The organism is Andreprevotia chitinilytica DSM 18519 (assembly GCF_000711875.1).
GTDB lineage: Bacteria > Pseudomonadota > Gammaproteobacteria > Burkholderiales > Chitinibacteraceae > Andreprevotia > Andreprevotia chitinilytica.
In genome coordinates this window covers 448,752-469,616 of record NZ_JONM01000002.1, presented here as the reverse complement: position 1 = coordinate 469,616, position 20,865 = coordinate 448,752, and the positions used below count along the sequence as shown (strand labels likewise).

Here is a 20,865-nt window from a genome sequence, read left to right as displayed (position 1 = left end):
TTGCGGCGCTTCATGGATGCGGGATGGGTTAGGCATCGCTCAGCGGCACAACCTAACCCAGCCGCGCATCGCCAGGTTATTTTTTATCCACGATGTAATAGGTAATTCCGTCCCGGACGACCTTGGTGGCCGCTGGGCCACCAGTCGACGACGCCCCCACTGGTGCAGCTAGTGGAGCGGCAAAAGCACCGCCAGGTACACCAATGACATTTCCCTGCAGTTGGGCTGGGGCAACAACGGGCGCTGCATAGGCAACGACGCCTTCCGGGATGGAAGGTGCAGCGACCTTGGATGGGTCTACGACAACCCGGGTGCCGAATTCGTCGGTAATCACCGTCACGCCTGGAGCAGTCCCCACCGGTCCAGTTTCAACAATGGGGGCTGCAACGGCCACGGGTAAAGGCTTTGATTCGCTCATTTCGATAACTCCAGATGAAGTGAAAAAGCCAAACAACTTTGTTCTTTGTATATTTTGAAGTCAACATATAGACAGCATCTGCAGACGAGCGGCATGATCACGTTCGCTGTAACAATTCATTCGCCCATCGCCCGACGACCGGCAAATCCGAATCAGACAAAGCAGGAAACGGTGATGAAGAACCAACCGTGTTCCTTCAGTCCGAACACGTGCAAACCACAGGTTCGATTCGGACAAAAATAAGCTGCTTTCCAACAAAAATCGCCTCGGCCTTGGCATTGACATTTCATCCCCGGACCCCGTAAATCGCGCTCAGTCAGTCACCCGCATCCACAAGACGGACCCCTGATTGCGCCCGGCCAAGGTCTGGCGCGCCGCATATCCAATACCCATTACAGCGGCACTCAATCCAACCTTAGAAGGAAGATGAAATGTCTATGCTCCATCGCTACAGCATGGCGGCGTTGCCCATGGCGCTGTCCGCCGTGTTCGCATACGCGGCCTATCCGGCCTGGCAGGCCGATACGTATTACACCGCCGGCACGATCGTGTCCTATCAAGGCCACGACTACAAAGCCCTGGTCAATCAGACCGACTACGCCAGCTCCGGCTGGAACCCGACCACGGCTAGCCTGTGGGCCGATCTGGGTGTGAGCGCTGGTGGCGCCACCCCGACACCGACCCCGACACCAGTCCCGGTGACCGCTACCCCGGCCCCGACGCCGAAGCCAGTCACCCCGACACCGACCCCGGTTCCGGTCACTGCAACGCCGACCCCGGTTACTGCCACCCCGACCCCGTCCGGCACCTGCTATGCAGCTTGGGATTCGACCAAGGCTAACTACAACGGCGGCGACAAAGTCACCCTGAACGGCGTCAACTACGTCGCCAACTGGTGGACCAACGCCAACCCGGCCACCAACAGCGGCCCGAGCGGCTCCGGCAAAGACTGGACCGTGCTGGGTAACTGTGGCGCGACCCCGACTCCGGTACCTGTCACTGCAACGCCGGCCCCGACACCGAAGCCCGTCACCCCGACACCGACACCAGTCCCGGTGACTGCCACCCCGGTTCCAGTGACGGCGACGCCAGTACCTGTTACCGCCACACCGACGCCGAAGCCAGTCACCCCGACGCCGACGCCGGCCACACCGACCCCGACACCCATTCCGGTGACTGCCACTCCGGTTCCGGCTACGCCGACTCCGACGCCAGCCACCCCGACACCGACGCCCTCCACCGGTAGCAAGCAAGTCGGCTCGTACTTCGCACAGTGGGGCATCTATGACCGCGCCTACTTCGTGAAGAACATCGAGACCAGTGGTGCAGCTGCCAACCTGACCTACTTGAACTACGCGTTCGGTAACGTCTACAAGCAAGCCGATGGCACCTACAAGTGCCAGGAAGGCATCACCAAGCTGGAACCGGGTTCGACCAACCCGAACGATCCGGCTGCCGGCACCGGCGGTGATGCCTGGGCTGACTATCAAATGGGCTTCACCGCCGATCAATCGGTCGACGGCGTAGCCGATGACTGGGGCACCGATGGTCAGAAAACGTATCTGAAGGGCAGCTTCAACCAGCTCAAGAAGCTGAAAGCCAAGCACCCGAACCTGAAGGTCGTCATCTCGCTGGGCGGCTGGACCTGGTCGAAGTACTTCTCGGCCGGCACCGCCACCGATGCACTGCGCAAGGCGCTGGTTGCTTCCTGCGTTGACGTCTACATCAAGGGCAACGTGCCGTTCGATGCAGGTTCCAACTCGGGTGGTCCGGGTGTACTGGCCGGCGTGTTCGACGGTATCGATATCGACTGGGAATACCCGGGCATCCAGGGTAACGGCTACAACACCGTGTCGGCTGCCGATAAGCAGAACTACACGCTGTTCATGCAGGAACTGCGCAGCCAGCTTGACGCCTATGGGGCCACCAACGGCAAGCATTACCTGCTGACCGCTGCCATCGGCTCCGGTGTCGACAAGATCGACATGACCGAACCGGGCAAGTACGCGCAGTACATGGACTGGGTCAACCTGATGTCGTACGACTTCCACGGCGCGTGGGAAACCGGCACGACCATCGGCGCAGGCACGGTGACGGACTTCCAGTCCAACCTGTACAAAGACCCGGCCAGCCCGAACGTCTCTGGCGGCGGTGTGAGCGCCAGCTACAACATCAGCGATGCCGTAAGCCATCTGACCTCGCTGGGCATGCCCGCCAGCAAGATCACCGTGGGTATTCCGTTCTACGGTCGCGGTTGGAGTGGCGTTGCCGCCGGCCCGAACGGTGATGGCCTGTATCAGGCCGCACCGCAGGCTGGTCCTTGCACCGGCACCGGTTGCGAAGCGGGTTACGAGGACTACCGCAATCTGGTGACTCGAGCTGGCAACACGTACTACCACCCGGTCACCAAGCAACTGTGGAAGTTCGGCGGCGGCGTGTTCTATAGCTACGACGATCCGACCGTGATCCAGACCAAGATCGACTACACCAAGGCACAAGGCCTGAACGGCTTGTTCAGCTGGTCGCTCGATGGTGACGACGTGAACGCCACGTTGACCAAGGCCTTGGCCAAGGTGAACCAGTAATCCGTCAGGCGTTGATGGAAGTGGTGTGCGGCGACTAAGTTGCCGCACACGAAAAAGCCCCGGCCATCAACCGGGGCTTTTTCATGCCTTGCTTCATTCGTCGCTATCGTGGCCCATGACTGCGTCGAGGATAAGGTCGACGTCCGCAATGCTGACCTCGCTCCACAGATCGCCCCCGACCTCCTTCACATTCGGCCCCACTTCGCACAAACCCATGCAGGGCAAGCGCATCAGCTGAATATCCAGCCCGCGCTCGGCAATCGCAGCTTCGAACGCATCCGCCAAGGCTTCGCTGCCACGCACGGCACAGGAAGGTTTGCCGGATTCAAAGCGACGGTTGATGCAGATGGCGAGGCGTTTCATGTTGCCAGCGCTCGCCGTCTGGCCTGATTGACGACGCCATGCTTGGCCAAGGCCCAGCGAATCGGCGGGGTGATGGCCTTGACGCTCTTGGCAATGAGCATCTGCTCCAGAAATCTGGGCGCCGGTCGGCCCAGCATGGTTTGGGCCCAGTCAGGCAACAGACCGAAACCGGACTGAATGAATAACTGGTTGAGCGGAACGGGCGGCATGTCGGCCAATATCCGGATGACCTCTTGCGTGCGATCCGACGACGACAAATGCGCGCGCTGCGTATTCAGGTACTCATCAATCGCTTGCCGACTTCTCGGTACATCCGTCGCACCCAGCTTGAGCGCGATCAGGGCGATTTCATCGAAATATTGATCTTGTTCGCGGATCGAGAGTTGCGGGTCGACGTACTTCATATAAGCGTTCAAAAAACTGCTGGCCTCCGTTACATGCACCCAGGTCAGCAAATCCGGATCATCGGCGGAATAAGCCTGGCCATCCGGCGCAATGCCCTTGACCCGCTCATGCACACGCCGGACATGCGCGATCGCCTCTTCAGCCAGCTGCGTGCTGCCATAGGTGGTACAGGCAATGAAGAACGACGTTCTACCCAGCCGGCCTTTCAAATCCTGCCGGAAATTCGAGTGATCCCACACGCCAGCCAACGCGCGTTGATGCAAAGTCTGCAGCATGAGCGCGGAGACGCCGCCGATCATCATTGCAGTGAAATCCTGATGCACCCGCCAGCACATTGAATCCGGCCCAAACAAGCCGGGATCGCCGGCAGGCGTGGAGAAATCGACCGGCGGCGTGCCATTGCGGGTGATGCTGCGAACGCGATTGAAGATGAAGCGGCTTAACACGATGGCGCTGACCTTATGCGGGAAGAAGTAACGCTGGAAATCATGCGAAGCGACAGCGGCATGAATGCCCTGCCACAGTTCGATTTTGCGACCTTTTGGGGTGGCAGTGTGAGCGTTGCGCTGAATTGAGCCGGGTGGATCGCAAAACAAAACAGCCGCTCAATGAGCGGCTGTTTTGTTTGAACCAATTGAACCCAGAAGCAGATCAGGCGCGCTTCTTGAATTCCATGGTGCGGGTGTCGATTTCGATCTTGTCGCCGATTTCGATGAAGGCAGCAACCGGCAGCTCGAAGGTGGAACCCTTCAGCTTGCCCGGCTTCATGACCTTGCCCGAGGTATCGCCACGGACGGCCGGCTCGGTATATTCGATTTCGCGAACGATGGTGTTCGGCAGTTCAACCGAGATCGCCTTGCCTTCGTAGAAGGTGACTTCACAGATATCTTCCATGCCGTCGACGATGAAGTTGACTGCGTCGCCGACGTTCTCGGCTTCAACTTCGTACTGGTTGAATTCGACATCCATGAACACGAACATCGGATCGGCGAAGTAGGAGTAGGTGCACTCCTTCTTGTCGAGAACGACCACGTCGAACTTTTCATCGGCCTTGAAGACGGATTCGGAAGCGGAGCCGGACAGCAGGCTCTTCATCTTCATCTTGACCACGGCCGAGTTACGGCCGGACTTGTTGTATTCAGCTTTCTGAACGACGAGCGGTTGGCCGTCGACCAGAATCACGTTGCCGGAGCGGACTTCTTGTGCGGTTTTCATTCGAAAAAATTCCTGATGCAGCAGGGCTTGGAAAAAATAACTCGCTATTTTAACAGGCTATTTACGAAACTGACCAGATTGCCGGCCAGATTGCCGAGCGAGTCAAGATAGTCGGCCCAGGTTTCGGCGTGATGTCGCCAGCGTGGCAGGTCGGCAGCGAAGGCTTGCCAGGCATCGCCAACGGGCTGTTCGCGATTCCAGGCGTGCATCAAATCCCGGCAAGCATGCCCATCAGCAGCCCCGAGCAGATAGCGATCGAGGAAGGCATCGAGCTTGGCGAGGTGCGCGTCTTCCTCTTGCCGGTAGATGTGCCAGACCAACGGTTTGCCTGCCCACTGCGCCCGCACGAAGCTGTCTTCGCCGCGCACGAAATTGACATCGCAACTCCACAGCAGGCGGTCGTACTCCTCTTGCGAAATGAACGGCAGCACCTGCAGCGTCAATGCGCCACGCGTGGCGGTTTGGCCCGCTGTGAGCGTTACGCCAAACCACGCAGAAACCTGTGGCAAGACACGGCCTTCCGGCAGATAGCAGATGACGGGGGCACGACTGGCGGCCCAGGCATCGAACAGGCTGGCAACCGCAGCGTTTTCGTAGGCAAACAACGAGATGCGAATCGCGTTGTCAGGGAGAGCCTTAAGCGATGGGCTTAAACGCGCCAGCCATCGCCGGGCGTCATCCGCCGACCATGCAGCGCGTGCCTCACGCATCGACCGCTCCGCCAGCACGCCCCCGGTTTTGGCGCTGAACCCGGGGAAATAGAAATACTTGGTCAAGCCACCGGCTTGCGGGCTGGCGAGGCTGTGGCAACCTTCCACCCAAGATTCGGCGGATAGATATTCCAGATTGATCCACGCCGGGGCGATTGCTCGCGCCCGCATGGCGGTCAGCGCAGCCGGTGGCAGCTCACAGGCAAATGCTTCGATCACCACGTCGCCAATGGCATCGATCGCCGGCTCGGCCGACCAATGTCGTATTTCCACCCCGGCCACGGTTTGGCGATCCAGCGCGGGATCAAGCGCTGGACAGATATGGGCAAAGCTCGCCAGATCGTCCACCCACAAGCGCATGTGCTGCCCGTATTCGGCGACCAACTGTCGCGCCAGCCGCCAGCACACGCCGATGTCGCCGTAGTTGTCGACCACCCGGCAGAAGAGATCCCAATCGCGGCCTTGCTTCACAGCGCCCACAGCCGCTTTACTCACGACGCCTTGTACTTGTTCATCAAGCGCACGTAATGCGCCGCCGAGTAATTGAAATGCGCCAGTTCTTCTTCGGTCAGTGCGCGGACCTCCTTCACCGGGCGGCCTAGATAGAGGTGGCCGGATTTAAGCACCTTGCCCGGCGGCACCAGCGAACCGGCCCCGATCATCACACGGTCTTCGATCACCGCCCGATCCAGCACGATGGTGCCCATGCCCACCAGCACTTCATTGCCAATGGTGCAGCCATGCAACATCACGCCGTGGCCGATGGTGACACGCTCGCCAATAATCAATGGCGCGCCATGCGGGTCTTCCGGCCGCTTATGGCTCACATGCAGCACACTCAAATCCTGAATATTGGAATCGCGGCCGATATGGATATGGTTGACGTCACCACGCGCCACCGCGCCTGGCCAGAACGACACGTTCTCACCCAAAACCACTTCACCAATCACCTGCGCGGATTCGTGCACCCACGCGCCTTCTCCGAGTTGCGGCACAATGCCGTCAAACTTACCGATTGCCATGTTGTTCGTTCCTTGATTGCTTGAAATTGCCGAGCTTGCGCGCATCTTTCCAGATTGGAACCTGCTTACGCTCTGTCGCGAGCGGCCCTTGGCGGGGTGAAGAGCAGCGCAGAAACCGGAATGTATATGCGATACATGAGGATTTCGAGCAGCGCATGAGCCCCGCCAAGGGCTGCGCAGCAAGCGCGTAAGCAGGTTTATCGCCCCGATTCTACCCGAGACCCATCATGACCCAGACCAACCAAACCCCGAACCCACTGCTCGATCTAGCTACCCTGCCCCGCTACGACGCCATCCGCCCCGAGCACGTGAACCCGGCGCTGGATGTGTTGCTGGAAGAGGCCCGCAAGGCTGTCGCAGCGGCAGAAGTGATTGAAAACCCGACCTGGGACACTTTCGTCGCCCCATCCGAAGATGTCATGGAGCGCCTGGGCCGCGCCTGGGGTGCAGTCGCGCATCTGGAATCGGTCGTCAACACGCCGGAATTGCGCGAGGTGTACAACGCCAATATCGCGCGCATTTCCAATTTCTATTCCGAGCTGGGCCAGAACGAAAACCTCTACGCCCGCTGGAAGCTGCTCGCTGCCAGCCCCGATTTCGCCAGCTACAACCAGACACGCAAGACCATCGTCGAACACGCGATCCGCGACTTCAAACTCTCCGGCGCTGAATTGCCGGATGACCAGAAAGAACGCTTCATGCAGATCGAAGAGCGTTCGTCCGAACTGACCACCAAATTTGCCCAGAACGTGCTCGACGCCACCGACGCCTTCGCGCTCTACGTGGCAGACGAAAACGAGCTGCGAGGCCTGCCAGCCGACTGGAAATCCGCCGCACGCTCTGCAGCCCAAGCGGACCAGCAAACTGGCTGGAAAGTCACGCTCAAGATGCCGAGCTATCTGCCGGTGATGCAGTTCGCCCTCAGCCGCTCGCTGCGCGAAGAGCTGTACCGCAACTACGTGACCCGCGCCTCCGAATTCGGCCCGACCGAGCGTGACAACACCCCGCTGATCGCTGAAATCCACGCGCTACGCCAGGAAGGCGCGCAGCTACTGGGCTTCGGCAACTTCAGCGAAGAATCGCTCGCCACCAAGATGGCGGAAAGCACCACCCAGGTGCTGGGCTTCCTGCGCGATCTGGCCCAACGCGCCAAACCGTATATGCAAGCCGACCGTGCCGAAATGGAAATCTGGGCCAAGGCCAATCTGGGTTACGAGACGTTGGAAGCATGGGACTTGGCCTTCGTCTCCGAGCGCATCCGCGAAGAAAAGTACTCGTTCAGCGAGCAAGAAGTGAAGCAATACTTCACCGAGCCGACCGTGCTGTCTGGCCTGTTCCACGTGGTCGAAACGTTGTACGGCCTGCAATTCGTACCGGCCGAAGCCCCGGTCTGGCACAAGGACGTGCGCTTCTACCGCCTGCAGAACAAGAATGGCAGCGAAGTCGGCGGCCTCTATCTCGACCTGCACGCACGGGAAGGCAAGCAAGGCGGCGCGTGGATGAACGACGTGCGCGGCCGCCGCAAGCTGGCCGATGGCCGTGTCCAGACGCCCGTCGCATTGATCGTCTGCAACTTCGCCCAAGGTGTCGATGGCAAGCCGGCGCTGCTGTCGCACGATGACGTGATCACGACCTTCCACGAAATGGGCCATGCGCTGCATCACCTGCTGACCGAAGTGGACGAGCTGTCCGTCTCGGGTATTTCCGGTGTGGAGTGGGATGCGGTCGAGCTGCCAAGCCAGTTCATGGAGAACTTCTGCTGGGAATGGCAAGTGCTCCCCAAGCTCACGCACCATGTCGACAGCGGCAAGCCGTTGCCGCGTGAACTATTCGACAAGATGCTCGCCGCCAAGAACTTCCAATCCGGCTCCATCATGCAACGCCAGCTTTACTTCTCGATCTTCGATATGGAGCTGCACGGCAAGACTGCTGCCACTGATCCCAAGGCGCAAGCCGAAGCGATCCAGCGCGAGCTCGGCATTCCGCTGCCGCCGGCCTATAACCGCTTCCCGCAAAGCTTTAGCCACATCTTCGCAGGTGGTTATGCTGCCGGGTATTACAGCTACAAGTGGGCCGAAGTGCTCAGCGCGGATGCTTATGCTGCCTTCGAGGAAGAAGCCGAGGAAACCGGCAACGTGGTCGACCCGGCCGTCGGTGCGCGCTTCCGCGCCGAAATCCTCGCCCGTGGCGGCAGCCGGCCAGCGCTGGAATCGTTCAAGGCCTTCCGTGGTCGTGCACCGGAGATCGATGCCTTGCTGCGGCATAACGGCCTGGCTGGCTAAACGGCACTCAAGGCAAACGGCAACGCAAAACGGGCGCATCAAGCGCCCGTTTTTCTTGTAGGAGCGAGCTTGCTCGCGATGACAAAGGTGAATTAGTCGCCGGTGCTATCGCGAGCAAGCTCGCTCCTACAAAAGGAATACCGCTTCACCAAACGATACCTACCCTTTGACGTACCGCGCCACCCACAACCGATGCACCAGCAGCGCCGCAATACCGAACGCCGCCATCACCAGCGCAAGCGGCCTGGCGCTGCCATCCTGCCATGCGCCCATGATCACGCCGGCAACCGATGCCAAGGTGAATTGCAGGCACCCCATCATTGCCGATGCCGTCCCCGCCTTGGCGGACTGATGCACCAAAGCACCCGCCGACGCATTCGGGCTGATGAAGCCCAGACTGGCCAGATAGGCAAAGAACCCCAGCAGCAGGAAAGCCAGCGGCGGCTGGCCGAGCATGGTCACGGCAACCAGCCACAGTCCCGCCAGCATCGGCACCCAGACCGCGCGATGCAGCAAGCCGGCCAGCGAGCTGTTCCCGCGCAGCAAGCGTGCATTGATTTGCGCAGCAGCGATCAGCCCGAAGGCATTCGTGGCAAACACCCAGCCATAATGCTGCGGCGCAACGCCATAGAGCTCGATCAACACGAACGGCGAGCCAGCGATATAGGTAAACATGCCGCCTTGGACCAGCCCGGCCGTCAGCGTGTTGGCGATAAACTGCCGGTCATATAGCAGCGCAACATAGTCCCGTAACACCGAACCGATCCGCAGCGGCGGACTGAGCGCCGCATCACGCGTTTCATCCAGCCCACGCCAAATGCCAAGCAGGCAAGCGACGCCGAACACCGCGTGCACAGCGAAAATCATCCGCCAGCTCGCTACCTGCAGCAGCCAGCCCCCCAACTGCGGCGCCAGAATCGGCGCCAGGCCCATCACCAGCATCAGCATCGAAAACATCCGCGCCGCTTGCTGCGGCTCATAGCGATCCCGCACCACTGCGCGCGCAATCACCATCCCGGCGCAGCCACCCAGGCCCTGGATGAAGCGCCAGATCGTCAACGCCTCGACGGTCCCGGCCGTCGCGCAACCAATGGCAGCGGCGACAAATAACGCCAAACCGAAATACATCGGCGGCTTGCGGCCAAAGCGATCCGAGAGCGGCCCATAAAACAACTGGCCGATGGTGATGCCGAGGAAAAACGCAGCGAGCGTCAATTGCACCGCACCGTGCCCCGCTGCCAATTCCCGTGCGATGGCAGGGAAGCTAGGCAAGTACATGTCGATGGAAAGCGGGGCGATGGCGGTAAGGGCGCCGAGGATGAAGACCCAGCCGACGGAGGGGCTGGGGCGAGCGGCAGAAGAAATATTCATCGCCGTATCTTACATCAGTCAATCAAGCGGATATGCCCCGGCCCAATGTCTGAAACGATCGCGAACAGCACTACGCATGTATGCCAGACGACTCACTGCGCAAGCATTTGCGGCAGCTCACCACGAGAAAGCCATTTACATGGGAATCGCATGGCAAACGTGTTTATCCTGACTTCATGCGATATTTAAGGCATTTCTTATTTTAATTTGCTTACAACAATGACAGCTGGCAGACTGCCGCCAGCGCATGATCCATGCCAGACAAATACAAATCGGCTGATGACCTCAACCGACGATGACCCATAGCAAGGTGAGCAAATGAACGAAAGGCTTCAACAACTACGCAATCTGGTTCTGGCTGGAAGCATGGCAGTCACCGTGTTGTTATCTGCATGCGGTGGCGGCGGTGGTGGTGGCGATACAACGACGGCTACGCAGGTTACGGCGCTCCCCACGACCAAGCTCTACATCACCGAAGTTGCCAATAACTACTACACCAACTCGGTGTCCTGGTTTGAGGTCTGGAACAACACGGGTGCAGACATCGACTTGGCCAACTATTCGGTGCGCAGCCATTACGTTACCGTGGGCACCACTTCGACCGGCACGACCACGTTCAGCCTGCCGCACGTTACCGTCCACAGTGGCGGCTATATGGTGATCGGCGGCAAGGCCAACAGCGACTTGCAGAACTCTGCTTCCATCATCTATCTGGTCGATGGCAGCAATAACATTCCGTACTGGACCAACGCGCAGGGCTTCGTCGAGTTGCTGAACAGCAGCGGGCAAACTGTCGACTTTGTGCGCTTCGGTAGCGATACCACAGCGCCTACGACTGCGGGCGGCTGGACCGGTGCGAACGTGGCAGGCTTCCCCTCCCCGGCGACCAATGCCGATCCAACAGGCAATACTTTCTACAACTACAACACCTCCATCGTGCGGCTGGCATCCAGCTTCCAGCAAACGCACACTGCTGCCGATTGGTCGCAATCCAACTTCGCCACACCGGGCGGCCCGAACGATGTAGCACCGGGTGCGGTCGACAGTGACGGTGATGGCATTCCGGATTCGGCAAAGGTATCGGGCGGTACGTTCGGCGGCCTGGATCTGTATTCGATGGGTGCACGTAAAGGCCAGAAAGACCTGTTCATTCAGGTGGATTACCTGAACAGCGCCGATCCGGGCGTCAATCCGCGCAGCGAGGCGCTCGCCAACGTGGTGCAGGCATTCAAGGCGCATAACATTGCGGTGCACTTCGATGCCGGCAATCTGTTCTCGTCCAGCCTCAACCCCGCTCTGTACAACCTGAGCGGTAACGTGAGTAATCAACGCACGTTCCAGCAGTGCACCCAATTGGATAGCAGCAGCGCGTTGACGACCGGTTGCAGCAGCGTTTATGCCGTAAAGACGCCGACATTCGATGTACGCCGCAAACCGATCTTCCGTTACATGCTGATGGCGTACAGCCAGCAAGCTAATGGCTCGGCAGGCTCGTCCGGCATTGCGGAAATCGCCGGTAACGACTTCCAGGTCACGCTGGGCAACTGGGGTTTGAATACCGCCAACAGCAACGCCACCAACCAGCTGATCAACTATCAGGCGGCCACCATCATGCATGAGCTGGGGCACACCCTCGGCCTGTTGCACGGCGGGGATGAAAACACCAACTACAAGCCGAACTACTACAGCATCATGAATTACCTGTATCAGCTGCGCGGCTTGCCCAACCCGACCAGTACCGAGGTCAACGAACGCTACTACCTGTGGCAGAACGATTACCTCGGCAAAGCGGTTCCCGGCTATCCGGCGGCCAACACCTATCCGAACTGCGCCGTGACCAACGGCCCATGCACCAGTACGTTCAAGCTGGACTATTCGAACGGGAGCGGCAGCACGCTGGACGAAAACAACGTCAACGAGAACCTGATCATCGGCCGCGGTACGGCGACCGGGGTATTTGGCGACTGGAATCTGAACGGTGTTGCCACCACGAGCTTTGCGTGGGACATCAACAACGACGGGGTCAAATCGGTACTCCACGACTACAACGACTGGGCCAATCTGGCCGTGAACACCAGCCGTTACTTCTGGAGCAACAATACCGGCGAGACCCAGACTGCCAAGGTTGCCAATCAGCCCCACGACCTGATCGTCAACTTCCGTCGTCAGACGATTCAGGAAGATGCCCCGCCAGCCAGCTTCTTCCAGCATATTCGCCGGGTGAACAACGAGCGTTAATGTCGATCTCAACAAGGGATCACGGAAAGGAGCAACACATGGTTCGCGCTTTGACTGGTTTGCTGGCACCGTTTCTGGTGGCTTCGATGACGGCCGCTGCCGCATCGGCGGACACCCCGCTACGAATCGAGGGTGTCGGGCAGACGCCGCTCAATGGACGGGTCAAGCAGCTCAAGGTGGATCGCGATCATGTATTGCGCTTTCAGCTGGGCGAGCAAGCCGTTCAGGTCGCACCTTGGCCGGCCGGCTTGCCGGATCGGCTGAGCAAGCAGCAAGTGACCGTGTCGGCCAGTTTCAATCCGGCCGGCCCGGTCACGCGGCTTTCGCTGCAAGGCGCGAAAGAGACGCAGCCTTGGCTGTACCTGGTCGCCAGCGGCCCGTTCGGCAGCCAACTTGTGCCGGGTTGGCAACTGCGTCGCTCGGGCGATGCCGGCTTTAGCGTGGTTGATCAAGACGAGCGTGCAACGCCAGTCGCTGCAGGTGAAAAGCGATCGTTACGGGATTCGTCGGGCGCATGCTGGCAATTCAACTTGCTGCATGTCGACATCCCTGCTGACCAGAGCAGTGCCAGCGAACGCGAACCGCGTGCGGACTGGTATCTGCGCAAAGTGCCGCGCTGCTGATTCAGCTGATTGAGCAACGCCCCACGTGAAAACACCCGCTGCAAGGCGGGTGTTTTTTTATGTGCGGGCCGATGACTGCGGCGATTTCACAGCGCTCGCCATTGCCCATCGATCAAGCCCTCGATCGGCTTGTATTGCGTCTTGTAGGCCATCTTGCGGCACTCGCCGATCCAATAACCGAGATACAGATACGGCAAGCCAAGCTGCTTGGCCAAACCGATTTGCCACAGGATATTGAATACCCCAAAGCTCGCACCTTCGACTTCCGGCTCGTAAAAGGTGTAGACCGACGACAAGCCATCGTCGAGCTGGTCGATCAGGCTGACCATGCGCACGATGCCGTTCTCGCGGAACTCGGCCATGAAACTGGCGACGTTGCTCTTGAGGATGAAGCTCTCGTATTGCTCGCGCCCGTCCTGATCCATGCCGCCGCCGGAGTGACGCACCGCTTGGTAGCGTTGATAGAGCTGGAAATGCGCGTCGTCGTAATTGAGCGCCAGCAAACGCGTTTTCAGCACCCCATGGCGCTTTTGCACCCGACGCTGCGTGCGGTTGGGCTCAAAGGCATCCACAGGGATGCGCACCGGCACGCAGGCCTGGCAGGCATCGCAATGCGGCCGGTACACAAACTGGCCGCTGCGCCGAAAGCCAAGCTGCACCAGTTGGCTGTAGGTGCGCGTATCGATCAGTTCGGACGGTACGGCAACTTGCGAGCGGGCCAGTTCGTCGGGCAGATAGCTGCACGGGTAAGGCGCCGTAGCGTAGAACTGCAAAGGGATTGCATGGCCACGCGGATTCATCGTCTGTGTCACCTGTTTCGATAATCATATCGCCACGGGCCGGGCAGATGCGGTTCAGCCGCCAGCTGGTCCAGTCGCGCCATGAAGCTATCTCGCGGAATTTCCACCGCGCCGAATCGGGCCAGATGGTCGGTATGCATCTGGCAGTCGATCAGCCCGAAACCCTGTGCCTGCAGCCAGCGCACCAAGTGCACGAAAGCAATCTTGGAGGCATCGGCCACACGGGCGAACATGGATTCACCGTAGAACATTTTGCCAATGGCTACGCCATACAAACCGCCTGCGAGTTGACCATCGATCCAGCATTCGATCGAGTGGGCGTAACCAGCGCGGTGCAAGGCCGCGTAACCGGCAATCATCTCATCCGAAATCCACGTCGCCGCCACATCGCCACGCGGCGCAGCGCAGCCGTGCATCACCGCTTCGAAGGCGGTATCGAACTTCACTTCGTAAGGACGGTTGCGGATCACTTTCGCTAGTGAACGGGGTATGCGTAGATCGGCGGGGGTCAGTGTCATGCGTGGATTCGGGCTCCACCACAGGATGGGCTCGCCCGGCATGAACCAGGGGAAGATGCCGCGGCGATAAGCGGCGAGCAGCCGCTCAGGCGACAAATCACCGCCGGCGGCCAGCAGGCCGTTCGGCTCCGCCAGCGCGTGCGACAACGGCGGAAACGCCGCTGTGCCTTCAAGCCACGCAATCATGCTTGGCGCGATTTACTTTTTGGTGAGTTTGCAGTCGGCACACAGACCATACAGATACATTTCGTGATCCTGGATCTCGAAACCGTGTTCCGCGGCAATCGCGTCTTGGCGCTGTTCGATTTCCGGATCGTAAAACTCTTCAACCTTGCCGCATTTCACGCACACGAGGTGATCGTGATGGCTGCCCTGGTTCAGTTCGAACACGGCCTTGCCGGATTCAAAATGGTGGCGCGACAGCAACCCGGCTTGCTCGAACTGCGTCAGCACGCGGTAGACGGTAGCCAGGCCGACATCGGTATGTTCAGCCAGCAACAGCCGGTAAACATCCTCGGCGGTCATGTGCCTTTGGGTGCTGGTTTCGAACAGATTCAGGATTCTCAGGCGGGGACCGGTGGCTTTCAGGCCAATGTCCTTGAGGTCGGATGCTTTGCTCATGTCGCGTCTCTCGTGTGGTGCCGGTATGATAGCGGCTCCCGTCGCCGACACCAAACGAACAACCGCATGTATATCCGACTGATCGCCCCCCTCCTCGCCGCGATTGCGCTTTCCGCATGCAGCTGGCTGACCCCCTACAAACTCGATATTCCACAGGGCAACGAGGTAACGGCCGATCAGGTCGAACAACTCAAAGCCGGCATGAGCCGCTCGCAAGTGCGCTTCGTGCTGGGCACGCCGCTGCTGGAAGACCCGTTTCACGCCAACCGCTGGGATTACATCTATTCCGATGCCCGCAGCGGCAAGCTGAAAGAGAAGAAAACCTTCACGGTCTTCTTTGAGGGCGATAAGGCGGTTCGCTGGCAAGGCGAAACACTGCCGGCCCGCAAGAAGATCGATGCAGCAGAATTCGATCTGAACGCCAGCGCGCCGGCCGCCGCACCGACAGCCGTCCCGACCGCAGCCCAGCCAGCCGCATCAAGCCCAGCTGCGGTAGAAACCCGCCCGCTGACCGAATAACCCGACCGAAGCCGTAGCCATGACTATCAAGATTGCCATCGCCGGCAGTAACGGCCGCATGGGCCGCATGCTGATCGAAGCGACGTTGAACTCGCCGGATTGCCAGCTGCATGCTGCGCTCGATCGCTCAAGCAGCGAAGTGCTCGGCCACGATGCGGGCGCCTTCTTGGGCAGATCCAGCGGCGTGGATGTCACCGATCGCCTCGATGCCTTGGCCGGCGCCGACGTACTGATCGACTTCACCCGCCCCGAGGGCACGCTGGCACACGTCGCCAAGTGCCGCGAACTAGGTGTGAACATGATCATCGGCACCACCGGTTTCGACGAAGCCGGCAGCGCCGCGATTGAAGCCGCCAGCCGCGACATCGCCATCGTCCACGCCTACAACATGAGCGTGGGCGTGAATCTGCTGGTGAAATTGCTCGAAGTCGCCGCGAAAACACTTGCCACTGGTTACGACATCGAAATCCTGGAAATGCATCACCGGATGAAGGTCGACGCACCATCCGGCACCGCGCTGATGCTGGGCAAGGTGGTGGCCGATGCGATCGGGCGTGATCTGAAAGACTGCGCCGTCTATGCCCGTGAAGGCATCACCGGTGAGCGAGACCCATCGTCGATTGGTTTTGCCGCATTGCGTGGTGGTGACGTGATTGGCGATCACACCGTCATGTTCGCCGGCATGGGTGAACGGATCGAGATCAGCCACAAGGCCAGCAACCGCAACATCTACGCATCCGGTTCGCTGCGTGCCGCCGCTTTCCTGGCCGGCCGCAAAAATGGCTTCTTCGATATGCAGGATGTGCTCGGGCTCCGTTAACCCCGGCCACTGTCCCCCCAAGACAAAAGCACCGTGATGGTGCTTTTTGTCTTGTGGCCGCCGTCATTCCCTTGTAAAAATCCGCATTTCCGCTTTCCAAGGGCAGCCTCATGTCACGTCGAGACCGTTATCACCCGCTATCCATTGGCCTGCACTGGCTGATCTTCATCTTGTTCGCCGTTGCGTTGATCGCGATCGAGCTGAAGGGCAACTTCCCCAAGGGCACGCCACAACGCAGCCAGCTCATGCAACTGCATATGCTGGCTGGCCAACTGGTGCTCATTTTTGCGCTGGTGCGGGTCGCGGCACGCTGGCGCCTTGCAGCGCCCAAGATGTTTGGCAGTGGCTGGCAAATCGGCGCCGCCCATCTCGTGCATTTTCTGCTGTATGTGCTGATGTTTGCCTTGCCGCTGACCGCCATCGGTTTCATTCAGGCTGGTGGCGGTAGCGTGAGCTTCTTTGGCGCGGCGCTGCCGCAGTTGCTGTCGCCGGACCCGGCGCTCAAACCCACGCTCAAAGCCATCCATGAGTTCCTGGGCAACGCGGTGTATTTCGTGGTTGGTCTGCATGTTTTGGCGGCACTGTTCCACCACTTCATCATGAAGGACGACACGCTGCGCCGCATGCGCTGATACCGCACACGAATCGTCACTGCAATCCGTCACTACAAATAGAAAGGGGCGCCCGATATGGGCGCCCCTTTTGTCTTCGAGCAGGTTCAAACATTTGCGAACCACTTGCCGGAGCCCTTAACGGACCCATGATGCGGGTATTGATAATCCCGTCCGGAATGCACAGCGATACTGCCTAGGAGAAAAGAACGATCACCTTCATTCAACAATGTCGGCCGGTCCGCAACTCGTCGACACTTCAACGCTAGCACCAGCAGCAGCGCCGCGCTAGGCGTTACTGCCTGACACAAAACCTGACGACCAGGCCCACTGGAAGTTATATCCCCCCAGCCAGCCGGTCACGTCGACCACCTCCCCGATGAAATACAGTCCTGGCGCGGCTTTGGCCATCATCGTCTTCGAATCCAGCGCTTGCGTATCGACACCGCCCTTGGTCACCTCGGCTTTTTTATAGCCTGCTGAACCCGACGGGCGGAGCGGCCAGCGGTGCATTCTTTCCGCCAATTGCTGCACCTGCTTGGGCGAAAGTTGCTTGAGCGGCTTGGCGGTGATATCCGGCGCGAGCCAGGCATCGATGAATCGCCGTGGCAACAACTCAACCAATACATTGCCGACGTGCGCATCGCGGTTGGCACTGGCAAAGAACTCATCCAGATCAACATCCGGCGCCAGATCTAGCACGATCTCACCACCCGGCTGCCAGAAGCTGGAAATCTGCAAAATCGCCGGGCCGGACAAACCACGATGGGTCACCAGACTCGCCTCACGGAATGCCGTCTTACCCATGCGGGCCACGGTGTCTTCCAGAGCGACACCGGAAATTTCCGCCAACAGGCTCTCCGGCGGCAATTGCAACGGCACCAATGCCGGCACGGTTTCCACGATATCGAGGCCGAATTGGCGAGCAATGTCATAACCGATACCCGTTGCGCCAATTTGCGGAATCGACAGCCCACCGGTCGCCACGATCAGCGCCTCGGCCCGCCAGTTTTCTTCCGGCGTGATGACTTCGAATTGCTCACCGCGCCGCACTTCGGTGATCTTTGTGCTCATCCGCCACGTCACGCCGCCGCGGTCGCACTCGGCCTTGAGCATCTCGATGATTGCGCCTGAATGCTGATCACAGAACAACTGGCCGAGCGTTTTTTCATGCCAGGTCAGCCCGTAGGATTCGACCAGCTGGATGAAGTCATGCTGGGTATATTGCCGCAGCGCCGATTTGCAAAAGTGCGGATTCTGCGAGAGATAACACTCCGGCCGCACGTTCAAATTGGTGAAGTTGCAACGCCCACCGCCCGAGATGCGGATTTTCTCGGCCAGCTTGTCAGCATGATCGATCAGTACCACGCGCCTGCCGCGCAATCCGGCCGTTGCCGCCGCCATCATTCCGGCAGCGCCCGCGCCCAGCACGATTACATCGCACGTTTTCCAGTCCACCGCTGCCTCCTACAAAGCGCAACATTGTACTGGCATACACCTGCCGTACACTGCAGGTTTCATCCGCACATCATTGATCATGCGCTTGATTCTGCTCTGCTTCGGCTTTGTCGCCACGCTCGCCTATGCCGACGGCATCGTGCTCGCCAGCAACGGCGACACTTCCCCGTCATTCACGGCTCTGCAAACGGTCAGCGAAGGCCAAAGCATGCAATTGACGGCTGGCAGCTGTCTGGCCATTGCCGATCTGCGGCGCGGCAAGTTCTATCGCTGGACCGGGCCATGCGAGACCACACTCGCCGCACTAACTTGCAGCACCCGCCTGCTGCCACTCCCCGATCCGCTGCGCACCGCCTTGCAACACCTGCCGAAAACGTTCGCGACCATCACCAGCTTCGACGACACCCTGCCCAGCCGAACGATCTCGCCGCAACTGGCCAAAGCAAGCCAGCAAGCCAGCCAGTTCCGCAAACAGTACGGCAACGACAGCATCCTGCCGCTGCTGTATCTGCTCGATGCACAAGTCAGCGCCAAGGATGGCCTGGGCCTGCAAGACACGCTCAATGCACTGGCGCTAGCCATGCCGGACAACAAGCAAATCGGCGCTTTGCTGGCGCACGTGCGCCGGCTCGGATTGGTCGTTGGCACGCCAGCCTCCGGCCCACAGGTTGAAGTCCACCCGCTGGAGATGCGATGACCCGCCTGATCCGCCGCGCCAGCCCGGAAGGCCGGGTGAAATCAGGTCGTACCGCCGTGGTAAATCCGGAAGACGTATTGACATTCTGGTTCGGCCCGCCGCCGCTCGCCACACGGCCAGTCTGGTTTCAGCGTGACGACGCCTTCGATGCCACGATCCGCCGCCGCTTTCTCACCACGCTAGAGGCCGCCGGGCGTGGCGAATGTGCGCACTGGGCACAATCCGCGCATGGCGCACTGGCGTTGGTCATCGTGCTCGACCAGTTCCCGCGCAATCTGTATCGCGGCGAGGCAAATGCATTCGCCTTTGATGCACAAGCACGCGAAGTCGCCAACACAGCCATCGCCGCCAACCACCCCACCAAACTCACTCCGCTGGAACAACTGTTCCTTTACTTGCCGTTCGAGCATTCGGAGCAGCTGGCGGACCAAGAACGCGCCGTGGCGCTGATGGCCCACTGGCAGGATAACGCCGACTTGGCGGGCTTTTATCACTATGCCGTCATGCACCGTGCCGTGATCAGCCGGTTTGGCCGCTTCCCGCATCGCAACGCCGCACTCGGGCGAGCCAGCACGGACGAAGAGCGCGCTTATCTGGCAGAACCCGGCGCTGGCTTTTAAGTCACGATTTTCAAGTCGGTTTCATTACTACACCCGTACTCCATATCCCCGATTCAGGGTCATCCGCGCCAGGAATACAATTCCACATCCCCACACGCGCAGGCTTAGCCATGATCCAAGTGATTGCTTCCGACCTTGACGGCACGCTGCTCGACGCCAACCACACCGTCGATGCCTTTACCGCCCAAACGCTGCAGCAACTCGAGGCCAACGGGCAGCGCTTCGTCATCGCTACCGGTCGCCACTATCAAGATGTGCGCGGCATCCGGGATGTACTTGGCATTCGCGCCTACCTCATCACCTCGAACGGGGCCCGCGTGCATGACCCCGACAACAATCCGATCCATGCTGAAAACGTCGAGCCCGAATTCGTGCGCGCCCTGTGCCAGCCTGAATTCTCGTCCGGCACACGCCTGAATCTGTATCTCGACGACGACTGGCTGATCGATGCCGAAGACGAACGCCTGGCCAGCCTGCATCAGGATTCCGGCTTCATGTATCACGTGGCCGACCTGACCCGGCACTCCGGCGAAGGGGTTGCCAAGGTGCTGTACGTTGGCGACCACGAACACCTCCTCCTCCTGGAAGACAAAATCCGCGAGCGCTTCGGCGACGAGCTGTATGTGACTTTCTCGATGCCGGATTGCCTGGAAATCATGGCGCCGACCGTCTCCAAAGGCCACGCGCTGACGGTCGTGCTGGGTGAGCTGCGCGTGCCACACGAAGACTGCGTCGCATTCGGCGACGGCCTCAACGACAAGGAGCTGCTGCAAACCGCCGGCCAGCCCTTCCTGATGGGTAACGCCAACCCGAAACTGGTGGCGCAATTGCCGGGGGTGCCGCAAATCGGCACCAATGACGAAGCGGCCGTCGCCCACCACCTGCGCCAGCTGCTGCTATAACGACCCACTGCGACCCACTGCCAGCGGCCGTTTATCGCATCACGCGGAAATTCCCGCTGGCAACGCG

General features: G+C 59.9%; 21 protein-coding genes. 10 read left to right on the top strand and 11 right to left on the bottom strand.

The window, feature by feature from the left end:
* Positions 1–76: 76 nt before the first annotated feature.
* Complete coding sequence (locus BR41_RS24010) at positions 77–418, bottom strand: hypothetical protein (RefSeq protein WP_156970566.1); 342 nt, start codon at positions 416–418, stop codon at positions 77–79.
* A gap of 431 nt (positions 419–849) precedes the next feature.
* On the opposite strand from BR41_RS24010, the gene BR41_RS04895 reads away from it, so the two are divergent.
* Positions 850–3,003 carry a glycosyl hydrolase family 18 protein gene (locus tag BR41_RS04895; RefSeq protein ID WP_245615801.1) on the top strand — a complete coding sequence of 718 codons (2,154 nt, stop codon included), beginning with the start codon at positions 850–852 and terminating at the stop codon, positions 3,001–3,003.
* A gap of 93 nt (positions 3,004–3,096) precedes the next feature.
* Here the strand turns inward: BR41_RS04895 and BR41_RS04890 are convergent, their stop codons facing one another.
* From BR41_RS04890 to BR41_RS04870, 5 genes are read right to left on the bottom strand one after another with little or no spacing between them, the layout of a single operon-like run.
* On the bottom strand, positions 3,097–3,366 hold the full coding sequence (locus BR41_RS04890; RefSeq protein ID WP_035053405.1) for a (2Fe-2S) ferredoxin domain-containing protein: 270 nt from the start codon (positions 3,364–3,366) through the stop codon (positions 3,097–3,099).
* The gene (locus tag BR41_RS04885; protein ID WP_211251664.1) at positions 3,363–4,367 is read right to left on the bottom strand and encodes an oxygenase MpaB family protein; all 1,005 of its coding nucleotides are present in this window, start codon (positions 4,365–4,367) and stop codon (positions 3,363–3,365) included. The genes BR41_RS04890 and BR41_RS04885 overlap by 4 nt, the downstream gene beginning before the upstream one ends.
* A gap of 55 nt (positions 4,368–4,422) precedes the next feature.
* Positions 4,423–4,986: an elongation factor P gene (gene efp, locus BR41_RS04880; RefSeq protein WP_035053403.1), complete on the bottom strand. Its 564-nt coding sequence runs from the start codon at positions 4,984–4,986 to the stop codon at positions 4,423–4,425.
* 44 nt (positions 4,987–5,030) lie between these two features.
* Positions 5,031–6,191, bottom strand: a complete 1,161-nt coding sequence (gene earP, locus BR41_RS04875; protein WP_245615800.1) for an elongation factor P maturation arginine rhamnosyltransferase EarP — start codon at positions 6,189–6,191, stop codon at positions 5,031–5,033.
* Positions 6,188–6,718 (bottom strand): gamma carbonic anhydrase family protein, encoded by a 531-nt coding sequence (locus tag BR41_RS04870; protein WP_035053399.1) that lies wholly within the window; start codon positions 6,716–6,718, stop codon positions 6,188–6,190. The genes earP and BR41_RS04870 overlap by 4 nt, the downstream gene beginning before the upstream one ends.
* Before the next feature lie 227 nt (positions 6,719–6,945).
* Between BR41_RS04870 and BR41_RS04865 the strand changes: the two genes are divergently transcribed.
* On the top strand, positions 6,946–9,000 hold the full coding sequence (locus BR41_RS04865) for a M3 family metallopeptidase (protein WP_035053392.1): 2,055 nt from the start codon (positions 6,946–6,948) through the stop codon (positions 8,998–9,000).
* A 159-nt stretch (positions 9,001–9,159) separates the two neighbouring features.
* Here the strand turns inward: BR41_RS04865 and BR41_RS04860 are convergent, their stop codons facing one another.
* Complete coding sequence (locus BR41_RS04860) at positions 9,160–10,371, bottom strand: Bcr/CflA family multidrug efflux MFS transporter (protein ID WP_035053388.1); 1,212 nt, start codon at positions 10,369–10,371, stop codon at positions 9,160–9,162.
* 318 nt (positions 10,372–10,689) lie between these two features.
* Between BR41_RS04860 and BR41_RS04855 the strand changes: the two genes are divergently transcribed.
* Together BR41_RS04855 and BR41_RS04850 are read left to right on the top strand one after the other, a co-directional pair.
* Complete coding sequence (locus BR41_RS04855) at positions 10,690–12,609, top strand: hypothetical protein (protein WP_156970565.1); 1,920 nt, start codon at positions 10,690–10,692, stop codon at positions 12,607–12,609.
* Between the two features lie 38 nt (positions 12,610–12,647).
* Positions 12,648–13,232: a hypothetical protein gene (locus BR41_RS04850; RefSeq protein ID WP_035053386.1), complete on the top strand. Its 585-nt coding sequence runs from the start codon at positions 12,648–12,650 to the stop codon at positions 13,230–13,232.
* Between the two features lie 86 nt (positions 13,233–13,318).
* On the opposite strand, the gene BR41_RS04845 is transcribed toward BR41_RS04850, so the two are convergent.
* Genes BR41_RS04845 through fur form a run of 3 tightly spaced genes read right to left on the bottom strand, consistent with a single transcriptional unit; the run spans position 13,319 to position 15,171 of the window.
* The gene (locus tag BR41_RS04845; protein ID WP_035053384.1) at positions 13,319–14,032 is read right to left on the bottom strand and encodes an arginyltransferase; all 714 of its coding nucleotides are present in this window, start codon (positions 14,030–14,032) and stop codon (positions 13,319–13,321) included.
* A gap of 8 nt (positions 14,033–14,040) precedes the next feature.
* Positions 14,041–14,736, bottom strand: a complete 696-nt coding sequence (gene aat / locus BR41_RS04840) for a leucyl/phenylalanyl-tRNA--protein transferase (RefSeq protein ID WP_035053382.1) — start codon at positions 14,734–14,736, stop codon at positions 14,041–14,043.
* A gap of 12 nt (positions 14,737–14,748) precedes the next feature.
* Positions 14,749–15,171 (bottom strand): ferric iron uptake transcriptional regulator, encoded by a 423-nt coding sequence (fur, locus tag BR41_RS04835; RefSeq protein ID WP_035053379.1) that lies wholly within the window; start codon positions 15,169–15,171, stop codon positions 14,749–14,751.
* Positions 15,172–15,237: 66 nt separating this feature from the next.
* On the opposite strand from fur, the gene BR41_RS04830 reads away from it, so the two are divergent.
* The 3 genes from BR41_RS04830 to BR41_RS04820 all read left to right on the top strand — a co-directional run bounded on the left by BR41_RS04830 (position 15,238) and on the right by BR41_RS04820 (position 17,142).
* Positions 15,238–15,690, top strand: a complete 453-nt coding sequence (locus tag BR41_RS04830) for an outer membrane protein assembly factor BamE (RefSeq protein WP_051710161.1) — start codon at positions 15,238–15,240, stop codon at positions 15,688–15,690.
* 19 nt (positions 15,691–15,709) lie between these two features.
* The gene (dapB, locus tag BR41_RS04825) at positions 15,710–16,510 is read left to right on the top strand and encodes a 4-hydroxy-tetrahydrodipicolinate reductase (RefSeq protein WP_211251663.1); all 801 of its coding nucleotides are present in this window, start codon (positions 15,710–15,712) and stop codon (positions 16,508–16,510) included.
* A gap of 110 nt (positions 16,511–16,620) precedes the next feature.
* A complete protein-coding gene (locus BR41_RS04820) occupies positions 16,621–17,142 on the top strand; it encodes a cytochrome b (RefSeq protein ID WP_035053377.1) in 522 nt (173 codons plus the stop codon).
* 267 nt (positions 17,143–17,409) lie between these two features.
* Here the strand turns inward: BR41_RS04820 and BR41_RS04815 are convergent, their stop codons facing one another.
* On the bottom strand, positions 17,410–18,579 hold the full coding sequence (locus BR41_RS04815; protein WP_035053375.1) for a BaiN/RdsA family NAD(P)/FAD-dependent oxidoreductase: 1,170 nt from the start codon (positions 18,577–18,579) through the stop codon (positions 17,410–17,412).
* Between the two features lie 79 nt (positions 18,580–18,658).
* On the opposite strand from BR41_RS04815, the gene BR41_RS04810 reads away from it, so the two are divergent.
* The 3 genes from BR41_RS04810 (at position 18,659) to BR41_RS04800 (ending at position 20,798) form a co-directional block, all read left to right on the top strand.
* Positions 18,659–19,276 carry a hypothetical protein gene (locus BR41_RS04810; RefSeq protein WP_035053373.1) on the top strand — a complete coding sequence of 206 codons (618 nt, stop codon included), beginning with the start codon at positions 18,659–18,661 and terminating at the stop codon, positions 19,274–19,276.
* A complete protein-coding gene (locus BR41_RS04805; protein WP_245615799.1) occupies positions 19,273–19,896 on the top strand; it encodes a DUF924 family protein in 624 nt (207 codons plus the stop codon). The genes BR41_RS04810 and BR41_RS04805 overlap by 4 nt, the downstream gene beginning before the upstream one ends.
* Positions 19,897–20,006: 110 nt before the next feature.
* The gene (locus BR41_RS04800) at positions 20,007–20,798 is read left to right on the top strand and encodes a Cof-type HAD-IIB family hydrolase (protein WP_035053371.1); all 792 of its coding nucleotides are present in this window, start codon (positions 20,007–20,009) and stop codon (positions 20,796–20,798) included.
* Positions 20,799–20,865 lie beyond the last annotated feature (67 nt).